This window comes from Streptomyces sp. B6B3, assembly GCF_039871525.1.
Lineage (GTDB): Bacteria > Actinomycetota > Actinomycetes > Streptomycetales > Streptomycetaceae > Streptomyces.
This window is the reverse complement of sequence record NZ_JBDPLU010000003.1, coordinates 1-15,550: the sequence shown is the minus strand read 5'-3', so window position 1 is coordinate 15,550 and position 15,550 is coordinate 1. Positions and strand designations below refer to the sequence as shown.

At 68.2% G+C, this 15,550-nt stretch carries 15 protein-coding genes; 9 read left to right on the top strand and 6 right to left on the bottom strand.

Features of this window, described 5'->3' with window-relative positions; all coding sequences use genetic code 11:
• The first annotated feature begins 100 nt into the window (after nucleotides 1–100).
• On the top strand, nucleotides 101–1,426 hold the full coding sequence (locus ABGB06_RS07710; RefSeq protein ID WP_347586659.1) for a mucin-2: 1,326 nt from the start codon (nucleotides 101–103) through the stop codon (nucleotides 1,424–1,426).
• Between the two features lie 139 nt (nucleotides 1,427–1,565).
• Here the strand turns inward: ABGB06_RS07710 and ABGB06_RS07705 are convergent, their stop codons facing one another.
• The 3 genes from ABGB06_RS07705 to ABGB06_RS07695 all read right to left on the bottom strand — a co-directional run bounded on the left by ABGB06_RS07705 (nucleotide 1,566) and on the right by ABGB06_RS07695 (nucleotide 3,397).
• Nucleotides 1,566–2,141 (bottom strand): hypothetical protein, encoded by a 576-nt coding sequence (locus ABGB06_RS07705; RefSeq protein WP_347586657.1) that lies wholly within the window; start codon nucleotides 2,139–2,141, stop codon nucleotides 1,566–1,568.
• A 124-nt stretch (nucleotides 2,142–2,265) separates the two neighbouring features.
• The gene (locus ABGB06_RS07700) at nucleotides 2,266–2,850 is read right to left on the bottom strand and encodes a hypothetical protein (protein WP_347586655.1); all 585 of its coding nucleotides are present in this window, start codon (nucleotides 2,848–2,850) and stop codon (nucleotides 2,266–2,268) included.
• Nucleotides 2,843–3,397: a SigE family RNA polymerase sigma factor gene (locus tag ABGB06_RS07695; RefSeq protein ID WP_347586653.1), complete on the bottom strand. Its 555-nt coding sequence runs from the start codon at nucleotides 3,395–3,397 to the stop codon at nucleotides 2,843–2,845. The genes ABGB06_RS07700 and ABGB06_RS07695 overlap by 8 nt, the downstream gene beginning before the upstream one ends.
• Before the next feature lie 726 nt (nucleotides 3,398–4,123).
• Between ABGB06_RS07695 and ABGB06_RS07690 the strand changes: the two genes are divergently transcribed.
• The 3 genes from ABGB06_RS07690 (at nucleotide 4,124) to ABGB06_RS07680 (ending at nucleotide 8,361) form a co-directional block, all read left to right on the top strand.
• Entirely contained in the window at nucleotides 4,124–5,314 is a 1,191-nt protein-coding gene (locus ABGB06_RS07690) for a UDP-N-acetylglucosamine--N-acetylmuramyl-(pentapeptide) pyrophosphoryl-undecaprenol N-acetylglucosamine transferase (RefSeq protein ID WP_347586651.1), read from the top strand.
• A gap of 408 nt (nucleotides 5,315–5,722) precedes the next feature.
• A complete protein-coding gene (locus ABGB06_RS07685; protein ID WP_347586649.1) occupies nucleotides 5,723–7,147 on the top strand; it encodes a glycoside hydrolase family 47 protein in 1,425 nt (474 codons plus the stop codon).
• A gap of 608 nt (nucleotides 7,148–7,755) precedes the next feature.
• Nucleotides 7,756–8,361: a hypothetical protein gene (locus ABGB06_RS07680; protein ID WP_347586647.1), complete on the top strand. Its 606-nt coding sequence runs from the start codon at nucleotides 7,756–7,758 to the stop codon at nucleotides 8,359–8,361.
• A 191-nt stretch (nucleotides 8,362–8,552) separates the two neighbouring features.
• On the opposite strand, the gene ABGB06_RS07675 is transcribed toward ABGB06_RS07680, so the two are convergent.
• The 3 genes from ABGB06_RS07675 to ABGB06_RS07665 form a co-directional block, all read right to left on the bottom strand.
• A complete protein-coding gene (locus tag ABGB06_RS07675) occupies nucleotides 8,553–9,755 on the bottom strand; it encodes a Shedu immune nuclease family protein (protein WP_347586645.1) in 1,203 nt (400 codons plus the stop codon).
• 497 nt (nucleotides 9,756–10,252) lie between these two features.
• Complete coding sequence (locus tag ABGB06_RS07670) at nucleotides 10,253–10,570, bottom strand: hypothetical protein (protein ID WP_347586643.1); 318 nt, start codon at nucleotides 10,568–10,570, stop codon at nucleotides 10,253–10,255.
• Nucleotides 10,564–10,962: an ATP-binding protein gene (locus ABGB06_RS07665; RefSeq protein WP_347586641.1), complete on the bottom strand. Its 399-nt coding sequence runs from the start codon at nucleotides 10,960–10,962 to the stop codon at nucleotides 10,564–10,566. Before ABGB06_RS07665 ends, ABGB06_RS07670 begins: the two co-directional genes overlap by 7 nt.
• A 215-nt stretch (nucleotides 10,963–11,177) precedes the next feature.
• Between ABGB06_RS07665 and ABGB06_RS07660 the strand changes: the two genes are divergently transcribed.
• From ABGB06_RS07660 to ABGB06_RS07640, 5 genes are all read left to right on the top strand, one after another.
• The gene (locus ABGB06_RS07660) at nucleotides 11,178–11,492 is read left to right on the top strand and encodes an antibiotic biosynthesis monooxygenase (protein WP_347586639.1); all 315 of its coding nucleotides are present in this window, start codon (nucleotides 11,178–11,180) and stop codon (nucleotides 11,490–11,492) included.
• A complete protein-coding gene (locus ABGB06_RS07655; RefSeq protein ID WP_347586637.1) occupies nucleotides 11,473–12,708 on the top strand; it encodes a helix-turn-helix transcriptional regulator in 1,236 nt (411 codons plus the stop codon). The genes ABGB06_RS07660 and ABGB06_RS07655 overlap by 20 nt, the downstream gene beginning before the upstream one ends.
• Nucleotides 12,709–13,026: 318 nt before the next feature.
• Nucleotides 13,027–13,377 carry a hypothetical protein gene (locus ABGB06_RS07650; RefSeq protein ID WP_347586635.1) on the top strand — a complete coding sequence of 117 codons (351 nt, stop codon included), beginning with the start codon at nucleotides 13,027–13,029 and terminating at the stop codon, nucleotides 13,375–13,377.
• 5 nt (nucleotides 13,378–13,382) lie between these two features.
• A complete protein-coding gene (locus ABGB06_RS07645) occupies nucleotides 13,383–14,738 on the top strand; it encodes an FtsK/SpoIIIE domain-containing protein (RefSeq protein WP_347586633.1) in 1,356 nt (451 codons plus the stop codon).
• Nucleotides 14,739–14,827: 89 nt separating this feature from the next.
• Nucleotides 14,828–15,427: a DUF2637 domain-containing protein gene (locus tag ABGB06_RS07640; protein ID WP_347586631.1), complete on the top strand. Its 600-nt coding sequence runs from the start codon at nucleotides 14,828–14,830 to the stop codon at nucleotides 15,425–15,427.
• Nucleotides 15,428–15,550: the final 123 nt, after the last annotated feature.

Genomic DNA, 15,550 nt, shown 5'->3' with positions numbered 1-15,550 from the left:
CCGCCATGGAGTCGCCCATGCCTTCCTCAGCACGTCGTACCGGCCTGCTGACGGCCCCGCACATCCTCCGCAATCCGTCACCTCGCACAAGGAGTCACCCATGCCGATGAGACGACGCACGCTCCTGGGTCTCGGCGCGGCCGGCGTGGCCGGCATGAGCGCCGGCCTGCTCGGCAGCGCGCCGGTGCAGGCACGCGTTCCGCACAGCACCAGAACCAGCGCCAGACAGGCACCCACCCAGCGCTTCGCGATCGGAGTCCGGCAGTACTCCTGGTCCCGCGGCGGCCGATCGCTCTCCACCAAGGTGTTCTACCCGACGACCGGCAGCCCCGGCGGTAACCCGATCCCCAACGCCCCCGTCGCCGACGGCGTGTTCCCCATCGCCGAGTTCAGCCACGGCATGGGCTGCAACTCCGACTGCTACGCGTCCCAGACCCACGGCCTGGCCTCCGCCGGATTCATCTGCCCCGCCCCGTCCTTCTCGGACAACACCAACATCGGGAGCGTCTACGGCGGCGAGTGGTCCAGGGACGTCTCCGAGGTCATCACCCGCACACTGGCGTTGAACAACGCCTCGGGCGACCCGCTCGCCGGGCACATCGACACGGCGGCCGGTGTCGGCGTCTCGGGCCACTCCATGGGCGGCATGACCACCCACGGCCTGGTCAGCGCCTGGCCGGACGACCGGATCGCCGCCGCCGTACCCATCGCCTGCGTGGACATGGGCAACCCCACCAGCGCGTTCGCCAACGTGCTGTTCATCCACGGCGACCAGGACCCGACCTGCCAGATCTCCTCGGCCCGCCAGGCGTACTCGGAACTCGCCGCGCCCAAGGCGTTCCTCACCCACCTAGGAGCGGACCACGGCGGGTACCTCGTCCCGGGCTTCCGGACCTACGCCCAGACCGAGAACACCTTCCTCGACTGGTTCCGGTGGAGCCTGTACGGCGACACCGCCGCCCGCGACCGCCTCCCCGCCGGCGCCAGCAGTAGCGGAACCCGCTGGGAGGCCGAGTTCGCCTCCCTTCCGTCCTCCGTGATCAGCCTGCGCGCGCGGACCAACAACCAGTACGTCTGCGCCGAGAACACCGGCGGCTCCCCGCTCATCGCCAACCGCACCGCCATCGGCGTCTGGGAGCAGTTCGACCTGGTGGACCTCGACGGAGATGCCGTCGCGCTGCGCGCCCACGCCAACGGCCAGTACGTCTGCGCGGAGGACGCGGGCGGCTCCCCGCTCATCGCCAACCGCACCGCCATCGGCTCCTGGGAGACCTTCCAGCGAGTGGACAACGCCGACGGCTCCATCAGCCTGCGCGCGCAGGCCAACAACCAGTACGTCTCCGTCCCGAACGGCGGAGCCGACCCCCTCGTCGCCAACCGCACGTCGATCGGCTCCTCGGAGTCGTTCGACCTGATCAGCGGCTGAGGGTGCTCCCCCTGCCGGCTCGGCGGCGCTGTCCGCCGAGCCGGCAGCGGCGAAACGGAAGCCACGCCGCGGCTGCCGGGCCGGGGCGGGCCGGCGGTGCCGGTCGGCCGGCGGGCCCGTGGCGTCGCCTGTCGCCCGGTCAGGATCTGTACAGCGACTGCAGCCTGGTCACCCGCCCGTCTCCGTCGAAACTCAGGTCGTACCCGACGAGTGAGCGGTCCGCGGACGACTGGGCCGTCAGCCGGCCAACGAACTCGGCCTGGGAGTAGGACGCGGCCTGCTCCTCGTCGCCGAGCGGGACCGCCAGAAGCACCTGGGCGTCCTCGGCCATGGGCACCTCGGTGTAGGGCCCCTCGCCCGGAATGATCACCCATGCCTCGAAATGCTCGTTGACCTCGGCCTCCTTCTGGGCGGGCCGCACCGACAGGTAGGTCTGTCCGTCGCTGGTCCAGGCGTCGTCGATCTGCACGAACTGCCTGGTGCCGGCCCAGGGGGCCGCACCGGTCGACGCCGACGCGTCGTCCGGCTCCGCACCGTCGTCCGGCGTGGCGGGCGAGTCCGTCTCGTCGGCCGGCGCGGAGGGCGTCGACGACGTCTCGGGTGTACGGGCGGCCGTCTGCCCGTCGCCCTCGTCGCTGCACCCGGTCAGGGCCACCAGGCCGAAGGCGAGAGCGGTGAGGCAGCGCACGGCGGCCCGGCGGTGTGAGACGCGCATGGTCAAGGGTCCCCCAGGGATCAGGTGTGTGCTGGATACACGGTCTCTACGCGCCACCCGCCCGCCAGGTTGCATCCCGATCTCCTTCCCCACGGATCGCCCGCCCCGAGGGCTCCCCGCGGACTCACTCGGCGAGCCAGTACGCCTCCCGTATCGACTGCACCCGGCCCTCGCTGTCATAGTCGATCGCGAACACCCACCGCGGCCCGGCGGCCAGCTCGTCCACCAGCTCGCCCAGCCGCAGGTCCGTGGGGCTCCCACCAGCCAGCTCCTGCGCCTCGACCAGCGTCTCCCGCGACAGGGTCAGCGTGTGCACCACGCCGACGGGTGCCGTCCCTCCCCCTTCGGTACGGAGCTGCTCGACGGTGACCCGCACCGTGTCCCCCCTCGCCACCGCGCCGTACACGTAGCCCAGCTCGCTGGCGTACTCCTCGCCCGGAGCGGGCGTCGGCGGCACGAACTGTGCAGCGGTCGGCGTCGGAACGACGGCGGGAGGCTCGGGCCCCCAGGGGGCGCCGGTCAGCGACAGCCCGCCCACGACCACGGCCGCGGCCAGCAGCGCGCCGCCGGACGCCAGAGCGGCCCGCCTGCGGCGCCGGCGCTGCTCACCGCGCGCCCGGATCCGGTCCGCGGCAAGCGGTTCCACCTGCCGCAGACCCGACTCGGCGAGGTCGGTGAGCTGACCCTTCAGCCCGGTCCCGTCAGCCATGACGCACCTCCGACACGCGAGTCGTCCGCGGATCCAGCTCAGTATCGGCCAGCAGCCGTGCCAACGCCGCCCGCCCCCGGCTCAGCTGCGCCTTGACCGTGCCGACGGGGCAGTCGACCTCGACAGCCACCTGTTCGACGGTCAGGTCACACAGATGGTGGAGCACCACGGCCCGTCGTTGCGCCTCGGGGATCTGCCGCAGCGCCTGCACCAGCAGCACATGGTGCGGTTCCGGCGGCGGCACCGTGGCCGGCACACCCTGCCGCCGGACGAAGGCGAGCGCGGTGCGCACCCGCCGCCACCGGCTGACCGCCAGCCGCCAGGCCACCGTGCGCACCCACGCCTCGGGCGCGCCGTCCAGGTCCAGCTCGGCCCGGCGTTCCCAGGCCCGGACGAAGGCCTCCTGGACCACGTCCTGCGCCTCGGCGAGGTCGCCCGTCATCGCGTACAGCTGGCCGATGAGCCGGCCGACGCTCGCGGCGTAGAAGGCGTCGAACGCCTGCTCGCCCACACCCCGGCCGGCGCGCGGTTCATCTGGTGGTTCCATGACTCTCCTATCGCGCTGCACGGTGCCACCTGGCTCCCCCGCAACACAAGAAGTCAGCGCCCCGACGCTCACCACAGTGCGGGCGGGGACACCGGCTCCGGTCCCCCGGGGAGGCCCGGGCACGGCGGCTTCCGCGAGTCGGAGCAGGAGAAGAGCGGCGGCGCTGGCCAGGAGCCTGGGCCAGGTCGAGACCGAGGTGCCCGATCAGCGCGCCCGACTGTCCAGGACTCCCGCCGGCGCCTCAGCACGCGCGGTACTCGACGCCGGCGTTGTGCGCGCGGATCCACGCGCCGCGGAGCCGGCCACACCGCGCCACGACGGGCACCCCGCCAGGTCCGCGTCGGTGAGCCTGTGGCGCCGTTGCCCGTGGCCGGGAGCATAGTTCACGGTTTGAGGTCTCCTCGCCCGGCCAGCCGACGACAACGGTGCGGCCTGACCACCGCGATTCGTCCAGACCCTCGCCCATGACGGCCGGAACGCTGATCTCGACGTCACTGACGACGCCGCCAGACCGGGCGGCCCCGGTACCCCTCGCCGTGGCCGTCAGCCCGACCCGGCAGAGGGCCCGGTCGTGCGGCGAGCTGGGCGATGTGGGAAGCTCTGAGCGACCGCGGCGACGCACAGCAGTCGTTGCGTCGCGAACAGTCAGAGGGCCAACGGCCTTGACGATGAGTCTCGGCCGCGGAGACGGCGAGCGGGCGGCTCGGCCAGACGGGGAGCCAGCGAGTGCACATCGACCCCCACGGAACCCCGTCCGACACCGGCCGCGCATTCCGGCTCATCGTCACGGGCGGCGGGACTGGCGGCCACACCTATCCGGCACTCACCACGGTGCGGACGCTGCGGGATCGCCTTGGCGCGGAGGGCCGAACCCTCGATGTCCTGTGGATCGGGACATCCGACGGGCTGGAAGCCCGGATCGCGCCGGAGGCGAACATCCCGTTCGTCACGGTCGCGACGGGCAAGATTCGCCGCTCAGCCAACCCCCTCAGGATGGCGTCACCGGCCAACGTGCGGGACATGGCACGCGTGCCGCTCGGCGTGATGCAGGCCCGCAGGGCGATCGCCGGCTTCGGGCCGGACGTCGTACTCGCCACGGGCGGCTACGTGGCTGTGCCGGCCGGGCTGGCGGCGCGGATGTGCCACCGTCCTCTCGTTCTGCACGAGCAGACCGTGCGACTGGGCCTGGCCAACCGGAGGCTGGCCGGGTCGGCGACGCGCATCGCGGTCTCCTCGGACTCGACTCTGCCGCTGCTGCCGGCAGGCGTTCGCTCTGCGGCGGTGGTCACCGGGAACCCCGTACGACCCGAGCTGTTGACGGGCCAGGCCGACAAAGCGGTCGGGACGCTGGGCCTGCACGGCTTCGCCCGGCACCTGCCGACCCTCTACGTCACCGGCGGCGCCCAGGGAGCCGCGCAGATCAACGAGGTCGTGACAGGCGCACTGCCGTGGCTGATGGAGCACGCGAACGTGGTGCACCAGTGCGGGCCGAACCACGTCGAGGGCCTCCGCCAGCGGGCGACGGTCCTGCCCCGCCAGTTGGCGGAGCGGTACCACCTCACCGGCTTCGTCGGCCCCGAACTCCCCGATGTCCTGGCCCTCGCCGACATCGTGGTCTCGCGAAGCGGAGCCGGAACACTCGCCGAACTCACCGCCCTCGGCAAGCCGGCCGTCTTCATCCCCCTCGCCACATCGGCCGGAAACGAGCAGGCACACAACGCCGAGCACCTGGCACGTTCCGGCGCGGCGACGGCTCTGCTCGGCGAGGTCACCGTCGACACCCTGCGGGAGGCGCTCGACCCGCTGCTGACGGACCCGACCAGGCGGAGCGCGATGGCGGAGCGAGCCCGAGCACAGGGACGCCCGGACGCGGCGGACAAACTCGTCGAGGTGCTCCTGTCCGCCGCCTCCGGCTGAGTGGCGCGCCCTACAAGACGTGCAGGGGGCGCACCTTCCTTGATCATTCGGACGACGACGGCGAAGGCATAGTCGCCCTCCCGGTCAGGGAGGTACAGGCGGAGTTTCGTGATCGGGCGTTCGTTGGCCAGTTCCCGGAGTTCGGCGAGGTTGTTGCCGTCCCTCGCGAGCAAGACGTCGGCACACCGCCCGTGAACGACGGTCGAACAAGCTGATCCTCGACGGCTCACCTCCGCCTGACGGCTCCTCATAGCCTCTGATCCCTGCCGTGACCGACCGCATGGTCGCGCCCGATGCCCCACCCAGCACCGATCTTCTTGACGGGAGACGGCTTCCTGGCAATGTGAGCTCGGAAAGCGAAAGCCATCCGGGCCAGCAAGGTCGTCATTGGTTGTGAGGAGCGATCCGATGCGCATATCCCTGCCCCGCCGAAGGTTCCTGACCACGCTCGGCGCGGCCGCCGGACTCGGGGCCGCCGGAGCACTCGGCGCGACACCGGCGCACGCCGCTCCCATGGCGTCGACGTCCCAGACGTCCCGGAGATGGCGCAGGCTCGCGGACGATGTGCGCGAGGAGACACGATGGGCGTGGCGGAACTACGTCGAGCTCGCGCTCGGCCACGACCAGATCAAGCCGGTGTCCGGTACGTACGAGGAGTTCTTCGCGCCCGGCCAGCCGGTCGGGCTCAGTGCCGTCGAGGCACTGGACACCCTGTGGCTGATGGAGTTGGACGACGAGCTTGAGCAGGGCCTTTCCTGGGTCCGGTCGAACCTGTCGTTCGACATCGACGCGCCCTTCCAGGTGTTCGAGACCAACATCCGGATGCTCGGCGGTCTGTTGTCGGCCTATCACTGCGTCGGCGAGCCGCGCCTGCTCGAACTGGCCACCGACCTCGGCGACCGGCTGCTGACGGCGTTCACCAGTTCGCCGGTCGGCCTGCCCTACCGGTATGTCAACCTGCGGACCGGCGAGGTCACCAATCCGGACACCAACCTCGCCGAGGTCGGCACCTACATCACCGAGTTCGGTGCCCTGTCCCAGTGGACCGGCGACCCCAGATACGTGGACGCGGCCAAGCGCGCCATGCGGGTCGCCTACGAGGCCCGCAGCGATCTGGACCTGATGCCCCACGACATCCACGCCGAGACCGGCGAGTGGCGCAACAGGGTCGCCACCGTCGGGCCGCCGGCCGACTCGTTCTACGAGTACCTCTACGACGGCTGGAAGTTGTTGGGCGACGACGACCTGCGGACCTGGTACGACACGCTGATCGCCGGCATCACGGCGCACCAGGTGGAGGAGTACGAGGGCCGGCTGTGGTTCCCGCAGGTCGATGCCTTCACCGGGGAGATCACCGGCCGATCGCAGAGCGAGCTGGCCTCGTTCTTCTCCGGCCTGCTCGCCGAGGGCGGGGACGTGGCGCTCGGCGCCCGCTACCACGACTCGTGGAACGCGGTGCAGGACAAGTTCGGCGTGCTGCCGGAGGGGATCGACTACACCACGCTGTCGGCCGAGAGCAAGGGCAACCAGCTGCGGCCGGAGTTCGCCGACGGCGCGTTCAGCCTGTGGCTGGCCACCGGCGACGACGTGTACCGGCAACGCGCCGCCCGCCACTTCGAGCTGATGGTGGAGACGTCCAAGGTGGCCCACGGCTACACGATCATCTCCGACGTGACCACGACACCCGCCACCCGGGGCGACCTCTGCCCCGGCTACTGGTGGTCCGAGCAGCTGAAGTACTACTACCTGACCTTCGTGGACGCCCCCCGCCTCGACTACGCCGACCACTACCTGTCCACGGAGGGCAACCTGCTCAAGGGCGCCCGCCGGTAGCGGAAAAAGCCCGCCACCGGCGACCCGGACAACGGATGGGAGGAGTCACAGGCGCTGGCGTGGGTCTCGCCACGGGCGGCCAGAAGGCTGCATGCCACATCGTGCGCGACTACTCCCACCACACTGGACCAGGCGCGCACGATCTCCTGACGCGCCTATGCCAACCTGCCGGTCGCACACCTGGAGCCAGAACGAGCGCCCTGTTCCGCGATGAGCCCCAGCCGGGAGGGCGGGGAAGGGTCACGATGACGTACAGCGACATGCAGACAGCCAGAACGCGAAAGCCCTCGCCGGTGATCACCGGCGAGGGCTTTCGACTGCGTGTGGACCTGAGGGGATTTGAACCCCTGACCCCCTCGTTGCGAACTACGGGCACCCCGGTCGCTGAGGTCTCCCGCGGCGGTCGGCCGGCCGTCTGCGGCTGGCGAGCGTCGGCCGCGGCCACGCTGGTTGCTGTACTCCGCTGCTGTACTTGAAGACGACCCGGCGAATGTACGAGCTTGGTAATGGCCAGACACTTCGAGGACCAGTTCAAGCCAGAGAGCGGCGAATCCTGCGCCGTATGCGTTAACGTGACCCACGGATGCGAGCGCGGGGAGGGGCCTAAGTTGATCGACTGGGCGGCGTTGTTCGGCGGTGCGCTGTTCGGATTCCTGGGTGGCATGGTGACTGCATGGCGTGTTGCCAGCGTCGAGGCGGCGAAGGCATGGGCTGGGGATCTCCGCCACCGGTTCAAGGTGAAGCAAGCGGATCGCGAAAAAACACAGCAGCTTCGGCATGCCCAGCTCGATCACGAGCATCACACGGAGTTGCAGCACCGCGAGGACGAGCGGAAGCAGATCGAGAGGGCTCGCGAGGACGAGCGCAGGCGCATCAAACGAGCTCACACCGAACTAAAGAAGGCCCTGCAAAGGGCTAATAAAGCCGTTGGGACTCACACCTCAGCAGAAGTAATTAAGGCGCTCCAGGAGCGAGGGAATGTTCCTCCACAATTCCTACTGGAGGAGATCAAGAGGTTCGACGAACATCGCGCGCTACTCAAGGAGTTGCAAGGCAGCCTTGAGGATCTTTCCGGGCTCGGCATCTCGATCAGCCACAGCATCACGAACTGGCACAGCCCTCTCCAGTCCGAATTGAGCAATCTGGCGAAGGCAATCACGTTAAAGACAGAACAGTACGCCACACTAATTTCGCAGCCCCCGAGCGGTTCCTGACTCGGGTTGGGCACATTTGCAGGGGTGTAGTCGCTTCCTCTCCGCCACTGGCCCTGCCACCTTGACGCCATGCATCATCCCAGGTAAACGCAAAGCTTCGAAACGTGCGGCCCAAATCTGGACCGGTCTCTCGGAGTGAGGGAATCACTCGGGCCAGCCAAGCGAGTTCGCTGCGTTCTGTGGTGAATTCTTTAAGCGTCCCGGACTATGAAGGCTGCCCGTTCGTAGAGCTCATCGAATGTGATGATTTCGACATCTGCGATTGACTTTCGGTAAAGTTCAAAAGACGCCATCTTCTCTGGATTGATTGCCCCATTTTCGGAGAACTCTGCGAGGTTGCCTACTACGAGTACCTGCAGTGGTTTCACTGTCGAGACTTGAATTTCTGTGGGCGTCCCGTCACTCTTGTACACACTATGCAGTTGGTGCGCAATGAGCAGGAGCGCTTTGCTCACAGTCTTTTGGATCTGAGACAGGCCTCCGCTGACCTCTTTAGAAACCTGATAAACATCGGGCTCTCGGTATGGTTTGCGCTCAAGGAGCTCCTTCTTATGGGTTTTGATCTCGCAAAAGGCTAGACTGCTAATATAGCCTTTGGTCCGCAGGATTGCGTCGATTCTCTTTCCTGCGCCTGTGAAGATATTTGCCCCTGTTGTGATGCGCTCCAGTTTCTGGTCATCCAGCGGCTGACATGCAACCAGATTAAGACCGTAGCCAAAAATCCAAGGATTCGCTTCGAAGAAATCCTGCCAGAGTGCCTCAGGGGTCTTTCCCAATCTGATGCGCTCTGATTCGAAGAAGGCATCCTCATGCAGAAGTCGGTCGAATCGCTCAAGCTGCTGTCTGCGGTTGGATAGGAGTTGGATGTCGTGTTCCGTCAACTTGCTGCCGACGGCCCGTCTGACGGCTTCGATCACCGTTTCCTTGCTGACCCCTTCCAGAGTATGCGCTAGCTCGGCCGCGTCGTCAGACACTAACCGGAAGCGGTCCACAGGAAGAGAAACCTCTGACAGACTCTGGAGAAAGTTGATGACTTTCCAGAAGTTGCGGTGTGCGTCGCCGGTGTCGACCGCCGCTTTGATCGTTCGAGTGGATTCCGCTTCCGTGATTTCTTGCTCCATGGTTATTCTTCCAAGCTTGGTCTTATCTTTCTTCCAGAAGCGGAGCCTGGGAGTGTAGGCGTGATCGCGTTTGATCAATGTGACGTTGATTAGAGTGGACACTCGCTGGCGCTCTTCAATGACGAAGTTAGTGATTAGTCGATTAGTCCGAGTGTCGAAGAAATAGCAGAAGTTCGCATCTGCTGCACTCGCTCGGATTTCTAGAGAGCCGAAATCTCCGACTTCAACATCGAATTCGTCACCCGTTCGGAAATCTCGAAAGTCGATTCTCATCTTGCCGATCCTCCCGGATTCTTCGCAGATCTAATGTCGTAGTTTGAGTCCTTAGATCGCTTTCGACGGGGGCTAGTTGCTCTAAGTTGCTCAACTGTTATCTAGATCCCGAAACTGCGGTTGTCTTCAGACCGCTTGATCGTCCTGCCTCGTCGGGTAGTGCCGAGTCGGTGGAGCGGCTTTGGGCGGGAGCTGGCTTGGGGCGAGGGATCGGGGCCCGTACGCTGGCCGGCGGATCGGGCAGGCTCTGGACCTGCCCGTTAGTGCCCGATGTGGGCCCCGATCTTAGAGGCTCGCCCCAAGCTGGCTGCCTAAAGCCGCGGAGCCGACACGCAAGCCACGACGAATCCCCTCAACGGCAAGCGAGCCGCAACCCTGTTGGTTCGCGGCCGGCGGGTCGGGCCGGAGCGGGGCGGAGACTGGAGCGGCGGCCCGGGGCCGCCGCTGCCGCGCGCGGCGAGCGTGAGCGAGCCGCCTTGAAGGCGTAGAGAAGGTTGTTACTCGCTCGACTGCCGGCGTTGGCGGTCGCGTTCGATCTCGGTGGCGATGGTCTCGGCGCAGTCCAGGACCATGCGGAGTCTGCGGAGGACGCCGGTGCGGGCCTGGTGGATCAGGTCGGCGTGGGTGAGTGGGGTCTCGGCGTCCTCGGTGGGGGTCCAGAAGCCGCGGTGGCTGTGTTCGCGGACTGCGTTGCGGCAGTAGCGGATGACCGAGTCCATGGCGCCTCGGATCTCGTACTGGTAGGTGAGTTCCGTCTCTGCGTCCAGGGGAGGGGGAGGGGACTCGTCCGGGGTGGGGTCTTCGGGGTTCAGCATGGTTGGGGCTCCCGGACGGGGGTGCGGAGTTCGGCGGTGACGGTGTGGCCCTGGTGGTCGCCGTGGACTTCGACGCGGGTGGCGCAGGCGGTGACGAGGGTGAGGCCGCGGCCGTGGGTGGTGTCGGGGGTGGGGTGCTCGACGTGGGGTGCGCTGGTGGTGCCTCCGGCGTCGGTGACGGTGATCGTGACCGTGCCGTCCGTCTCGGTGAGGCACAGGGTGAAGCCGTGTTCGGCGCTGGCGGTGTGCGTGATGGCGTTGGTGGTCAGCTCGGTGACGACCAGTGAGGCGTCGTCGGCGCAGGGGTGGTTGCCAAGGATCGTGCGGGTCCAGTGGCGGGCATGGGTGACGTCTTCGGCATGCCCGGGGAAGGTGCGGCGATGGGTCGGCATGGCGTCCTCCATCTGTGATGACCTGCGGTTTCGTTGAACCAGGTCACGCCGTTCGGCTGACAGGCACCGCAGCGACACGTAGAATAAGTACTAGCACAGTACCTAAAATCCTGGCGTCGAAAGTACGTGATCGCACTTTTCGTGCGGGCGGAGTCCCGCATAGCGTTCGCGGTAGCGCGAGACGGAGCCGGGATGTCGAGGAGAGAGGAAGCGTTATGTTCGGGCTGATGGTGCGGTTTACCTGCAAGGACGAGGCAGCGGCCGAGGCGTTTGACGACCTGGTGGCGCGCACCGGGGAGCAGATCCGTGCGAACGAGCCCGGGACGGTGATCTACACGGTGCACCGTGTTGACGGCCGCCCGCTGGAGCGGATCTTCTACGAGCTCTACCGCGATGAAGAGGCGTTTCAGGCGCACGAGTCGCAGGACTATGTGCGCGTCTTCCTGGATGAGCGGGAGCGCTACCTGTCGAAGACCGAGGTTGATCGCCTGGACTTCATGTCCGGCAAGGGTGCGGACGTTGAGCACTGACTACGAGAAGTCCCTCGGCCGGAAGATCGCGTTTCACCGCAAGCGCCGAGGGCTGTCTCAGAAGGAGTTCGCCGGTCTGCTCGACCGCTCCGAAGCCTGGGTCTCCCAGGTGGAGCGGGGCGTGCGCCGCGTGGACCGGATGACCGTGTTGGAGAAGGTCGCCGAGGTCCTGGACGTGCCCGTCGGGGAGCTGGCGGCCGAAGCGCCCATCGTCGCGTCCGTGGCCGAGGGCGAGGCACCCGGCGCGAGTCGATTGCGCCTGGTGCTCAGCGCCGCGCACTCGTTGAAGGCGATCCTCGGGCAGCCCGAGCCGCCGGACATTGTCGCGTTGCGGGACGAGGTTGCGCGGGCCTGGTCGCTGACTCATCGGGGTGACTACGCCGATCTGGCCGAGTTGCTGGAAGGGCTGGTGCCTCGGCTCGAAGCCGCTACCCGGGCCGGTACCGAGGAGGAGCGGCCGGAGCTGTTCCGGCTGTTGGCCTCGATGTACCACACGTGCAGTGCGGCGCTGGCGAACATGGGCGAGCCCGAGGCCGCATGGATCGCGGTGGACCGTGCGGTCGTCGCGGCCGAGCGGGCGGGCGACCCGTTGCTGATGGCGGCTGGGGAGTTCCGGCTGTCGATCGTGTTCCTCGGTGCGCGTCACTATCGGCAGGCCGCCACGGTCTCGGGCAGTGCTGCCGAGGCGCTGGCGTCGTTGGCCGACACGGGTGAGCCTCAGGCGGTCGCGCTGCATGGTGCGCTGACGTTGCAACGGGCCCTTGCGGCTGGGCGGATGAACCAGGCTGACGAGGCGTACGGCCACCTGCGGCACGCCAAGGAGATGGCCGAACGGGTCGGCGACGGGCGCAACGACTACAACACCGAGTTCGGCCCGACCAACGTCGCGCTGCATGAGGTCTCCGTGGCCGTGGACCTTGGCGACGCCGGGGTTGCGCTGCGGGCCGCGGCGGCCGTTGACCCCTCGGGCCTGTCCGCCGAACGACAGGCGCGTTTCGGCATCGACCTGGCCAAGGCCCACGCCCAGCGCCGCCAGGTCAACGAGGCCGTCTCCGCCCTGGAGGACGTTCGCCAGATCCTCCCGGAGATGTTCCGCGCCAAGCCCGCCGTACGGCAGCTCGTCGCCGATCTCCTGTCGATGAGTCCGCTGCCGTCCGATCAGCTCCGAGCCCTCGCCCGCGAGTTGGGCGTACAAGAAATGCGAACTGGTACCTGAAGTACTAGACAGTACTTCCAGTGCGGGTTACTGTGGTGAGTGTCGGCAAGCCCCTCTGCGCATCCAGCGGGGAGGGCGCTGCGGACATGCGAACGCGCCGGACAGGAAGGCAGACCTGTCCGGCGCGAAGAGCAGCGAAGGCCACAGAGAGATGTGGCCTGAGCGGGAGGCAGTCCCACTCAGGCCGGACGCGTCGTTGGCATCAACGCTGGAAGCAGCGTAGCGCGTCCGACCCGTATGCGGTCAACCTCCCGTTGTGCACCCATTCATAACCATTTGCGTCCACTGAGCGGGCGCGGCACAAGGGAGTACTTCAACGTGCGCACGATCCATGTCGAAACGTCGTCCGCGACCATCCTCCTGACCGAGGAGCCCGCGCCGAAGGTGCGCGACCGCAAGACGGGGGAGATCGCCAAGGACGCCGTGACCGGCGAGACGCTGATGCGCGTCAGCGTCGTCTACATCCAGGACGGCGAATCCTCGCTGATCCAGGTCACCGTTCCCGAGAGCGGCGTCTCCGAGGGGCTTACGCTCGGGGCCCCGGTGGCGCTGCCGGGTCTGGTGGCGCGGCCATGGGAGTCCGTCTTCAACAACCAGCAGCGGCACGGCATCGCCTTCCGCGCGGCTGCTGTCGCCCCGGCCTCCTTCCCCGTCGCGGCGGGGGCCTGACCACCATGTCCGAGCTGATGACGGTCCTCGGGGTGGGCGGTCCGGTCGCCGTGCTCGGCGGCACCGCCGCCTACACCCGGGCCAAACACCCGTCTGTCTACTGGTCGATGATCGGCATGCCGGTCGCCACCGCCCGCCTGCTGGGCTCCTACGGCTCGGTCATGGACGCGTGCGGGCTGACCGTGCCTCCCTCCCGGCTGCGCGCGCTGGCGGTACGGGCGACAACGCGCCGGGAGGTGCGTCCCGTTCCGCCCCGGCGCGGGTTGTTGCGGCCCACCTCGACCGGGTTGCGGCTCCGGCTGAGGCTGGCGCCCGGACAGGAGGTCGCCGACGTCGTGGCCTCGTCCGAACGGCTGCGGCACGCCTGGGGCGTCCACGCGGTCTACGTGTCCGAGGCCAAGCCCGGGACGGTCGAACTGCGGCTCGTCGGGTTCGACGTGCTGAGGAACGTCCGCATGCCCCGCCAGTCGGGCGGCGGTCACCTCAGGGTGCCGGTCGCGCTGCGGGAGGACGCGACGGCGTTCGTCCGCGACTACCGCGCCGTTCCGCACGCGCTCACCCTGGGCGCCACGCTGTCGGGCAAGTCCATGTACCAACGGCATCTGTTGTCCGGGCTGGCGGGACAGAACGTCGCGCTGGTCGGCATCGACTGCAAACGCGGGGTCGAGCTCAGCCCGTTCGCCGCCCGTCTGTCGGCCCTGGCCACGGCCCCGAACCAAGCGGCCGAACTGCTGCCGGTCCTGGTGCGGCTGATGGACGAGCGCTACGACCTCATACGCGCGCGCCAGAGCATCCCGCCGGACGTCGCGGCCGAGGAGATCACCTCCGACATCTGGGGCCTGCCCGAGACGGAACGCCCGGTGCCGGTGGTGGTGTTCATCGACGAGGTGGCCGAGCTGTTCCTCACCGCGACTCGTAAGGACGAGGAACGCCGGGACGAGATGGTCACCCACCTGGTCCGCCTCGCCCAACTCGGCCGCGCGGCCGGGATCTACCTGGAGATCTGCGGGCAACGCTTCGGCGCCGAACTCGGCAAGGGCGCGACCATGTTGCGGGCCCAACTGACCGGCCGCGTCTGTCACCGGGTGAACGACGAGGCGTCCGCGAAGATGGCGCTGGGCGACATCGCACCCGAGGCGGTGGCGGCGGCCTGCACCATCCCGGCCGAACGTCCGGGCCTGGCCGTGGCCGGCGACACTTCCGGCGGCTGGTCCCGCATCCGCACCCCGTACCTGTCCCTGTCCGAGGCCGCCGAACGGTGCCGCTCCTCCGCGCACCTGGTGCCGGACGTTCCCGCGCTCAAGCCCTTCGAGCCGCTTCTCACCATCCCCGCGACGGAGACCGGTTCGGCGACCGCCTGACCCTCTTCCCCCTCCACGGTCGGCGCGACCGCATCGCGCCAGGTCCCTACCCCTGCCATGCCTCGAACAGGAAGGAGGTGCCCCCGACCATGCGTGCACGTCTGGTCCAGGTGGACGCCGTGTTGGTCCAGGCGGTCATCGCCGCCGCGCTGTCGTTCGCGCACATCCACGACCTCGCGGCGGCGGCCGGACAGGACGGCTGGAAGGCGTGGGCCTACCCGATCTCCGTTGACCTGCTGCTCGTCGCCGCCTGGCGCCGGCTGTGCACCGGACTGGGCAAGGGCGCCGGCTGGTGCTGGTTCCTCATCGCCTTGGCGGCCTCGCTCGGCGCCAACGTCGCGACGGCCGGACTGCTCGACATGAACGACGTCCCGACGTGGCTGCGCATCCTCGTCGCCGGATGGCCGGCCGTCGCCTTCCTCGGCGGAACCCTGCTCGCCCACGCGCCGGCTCCGAAGACGGTTCCCGCCGAGGTCGTACAGGCCGAGGACGAGGAGCGCCAGGAGCACGCCGTGGTGTCCGCTCCGGCCGCGCCCCCAGTGCCCGTGCCGGACGGCCTGGTCGTCCACGCGCGGAAGGTCGCCGCCGAACACCTGGCTCGCACCGGCTCACCCATCGACACACCGACCCTCCGGGCCCGGCTCAGCGTCCCGCCGCCGCTGGCCGAGGCCATCGCCGCTCGCCTCTGAGAGACATCTCACGTGCCTAAGAAGTCAAGCCGCGACGGCTGGAACTGCTGAGAAGGAGGTGAATGCGCGATGCTCGTCGAAGTGCTGCCGGGTTTGCAGGCAGTGGTAGAGCTGGCCGAGCAG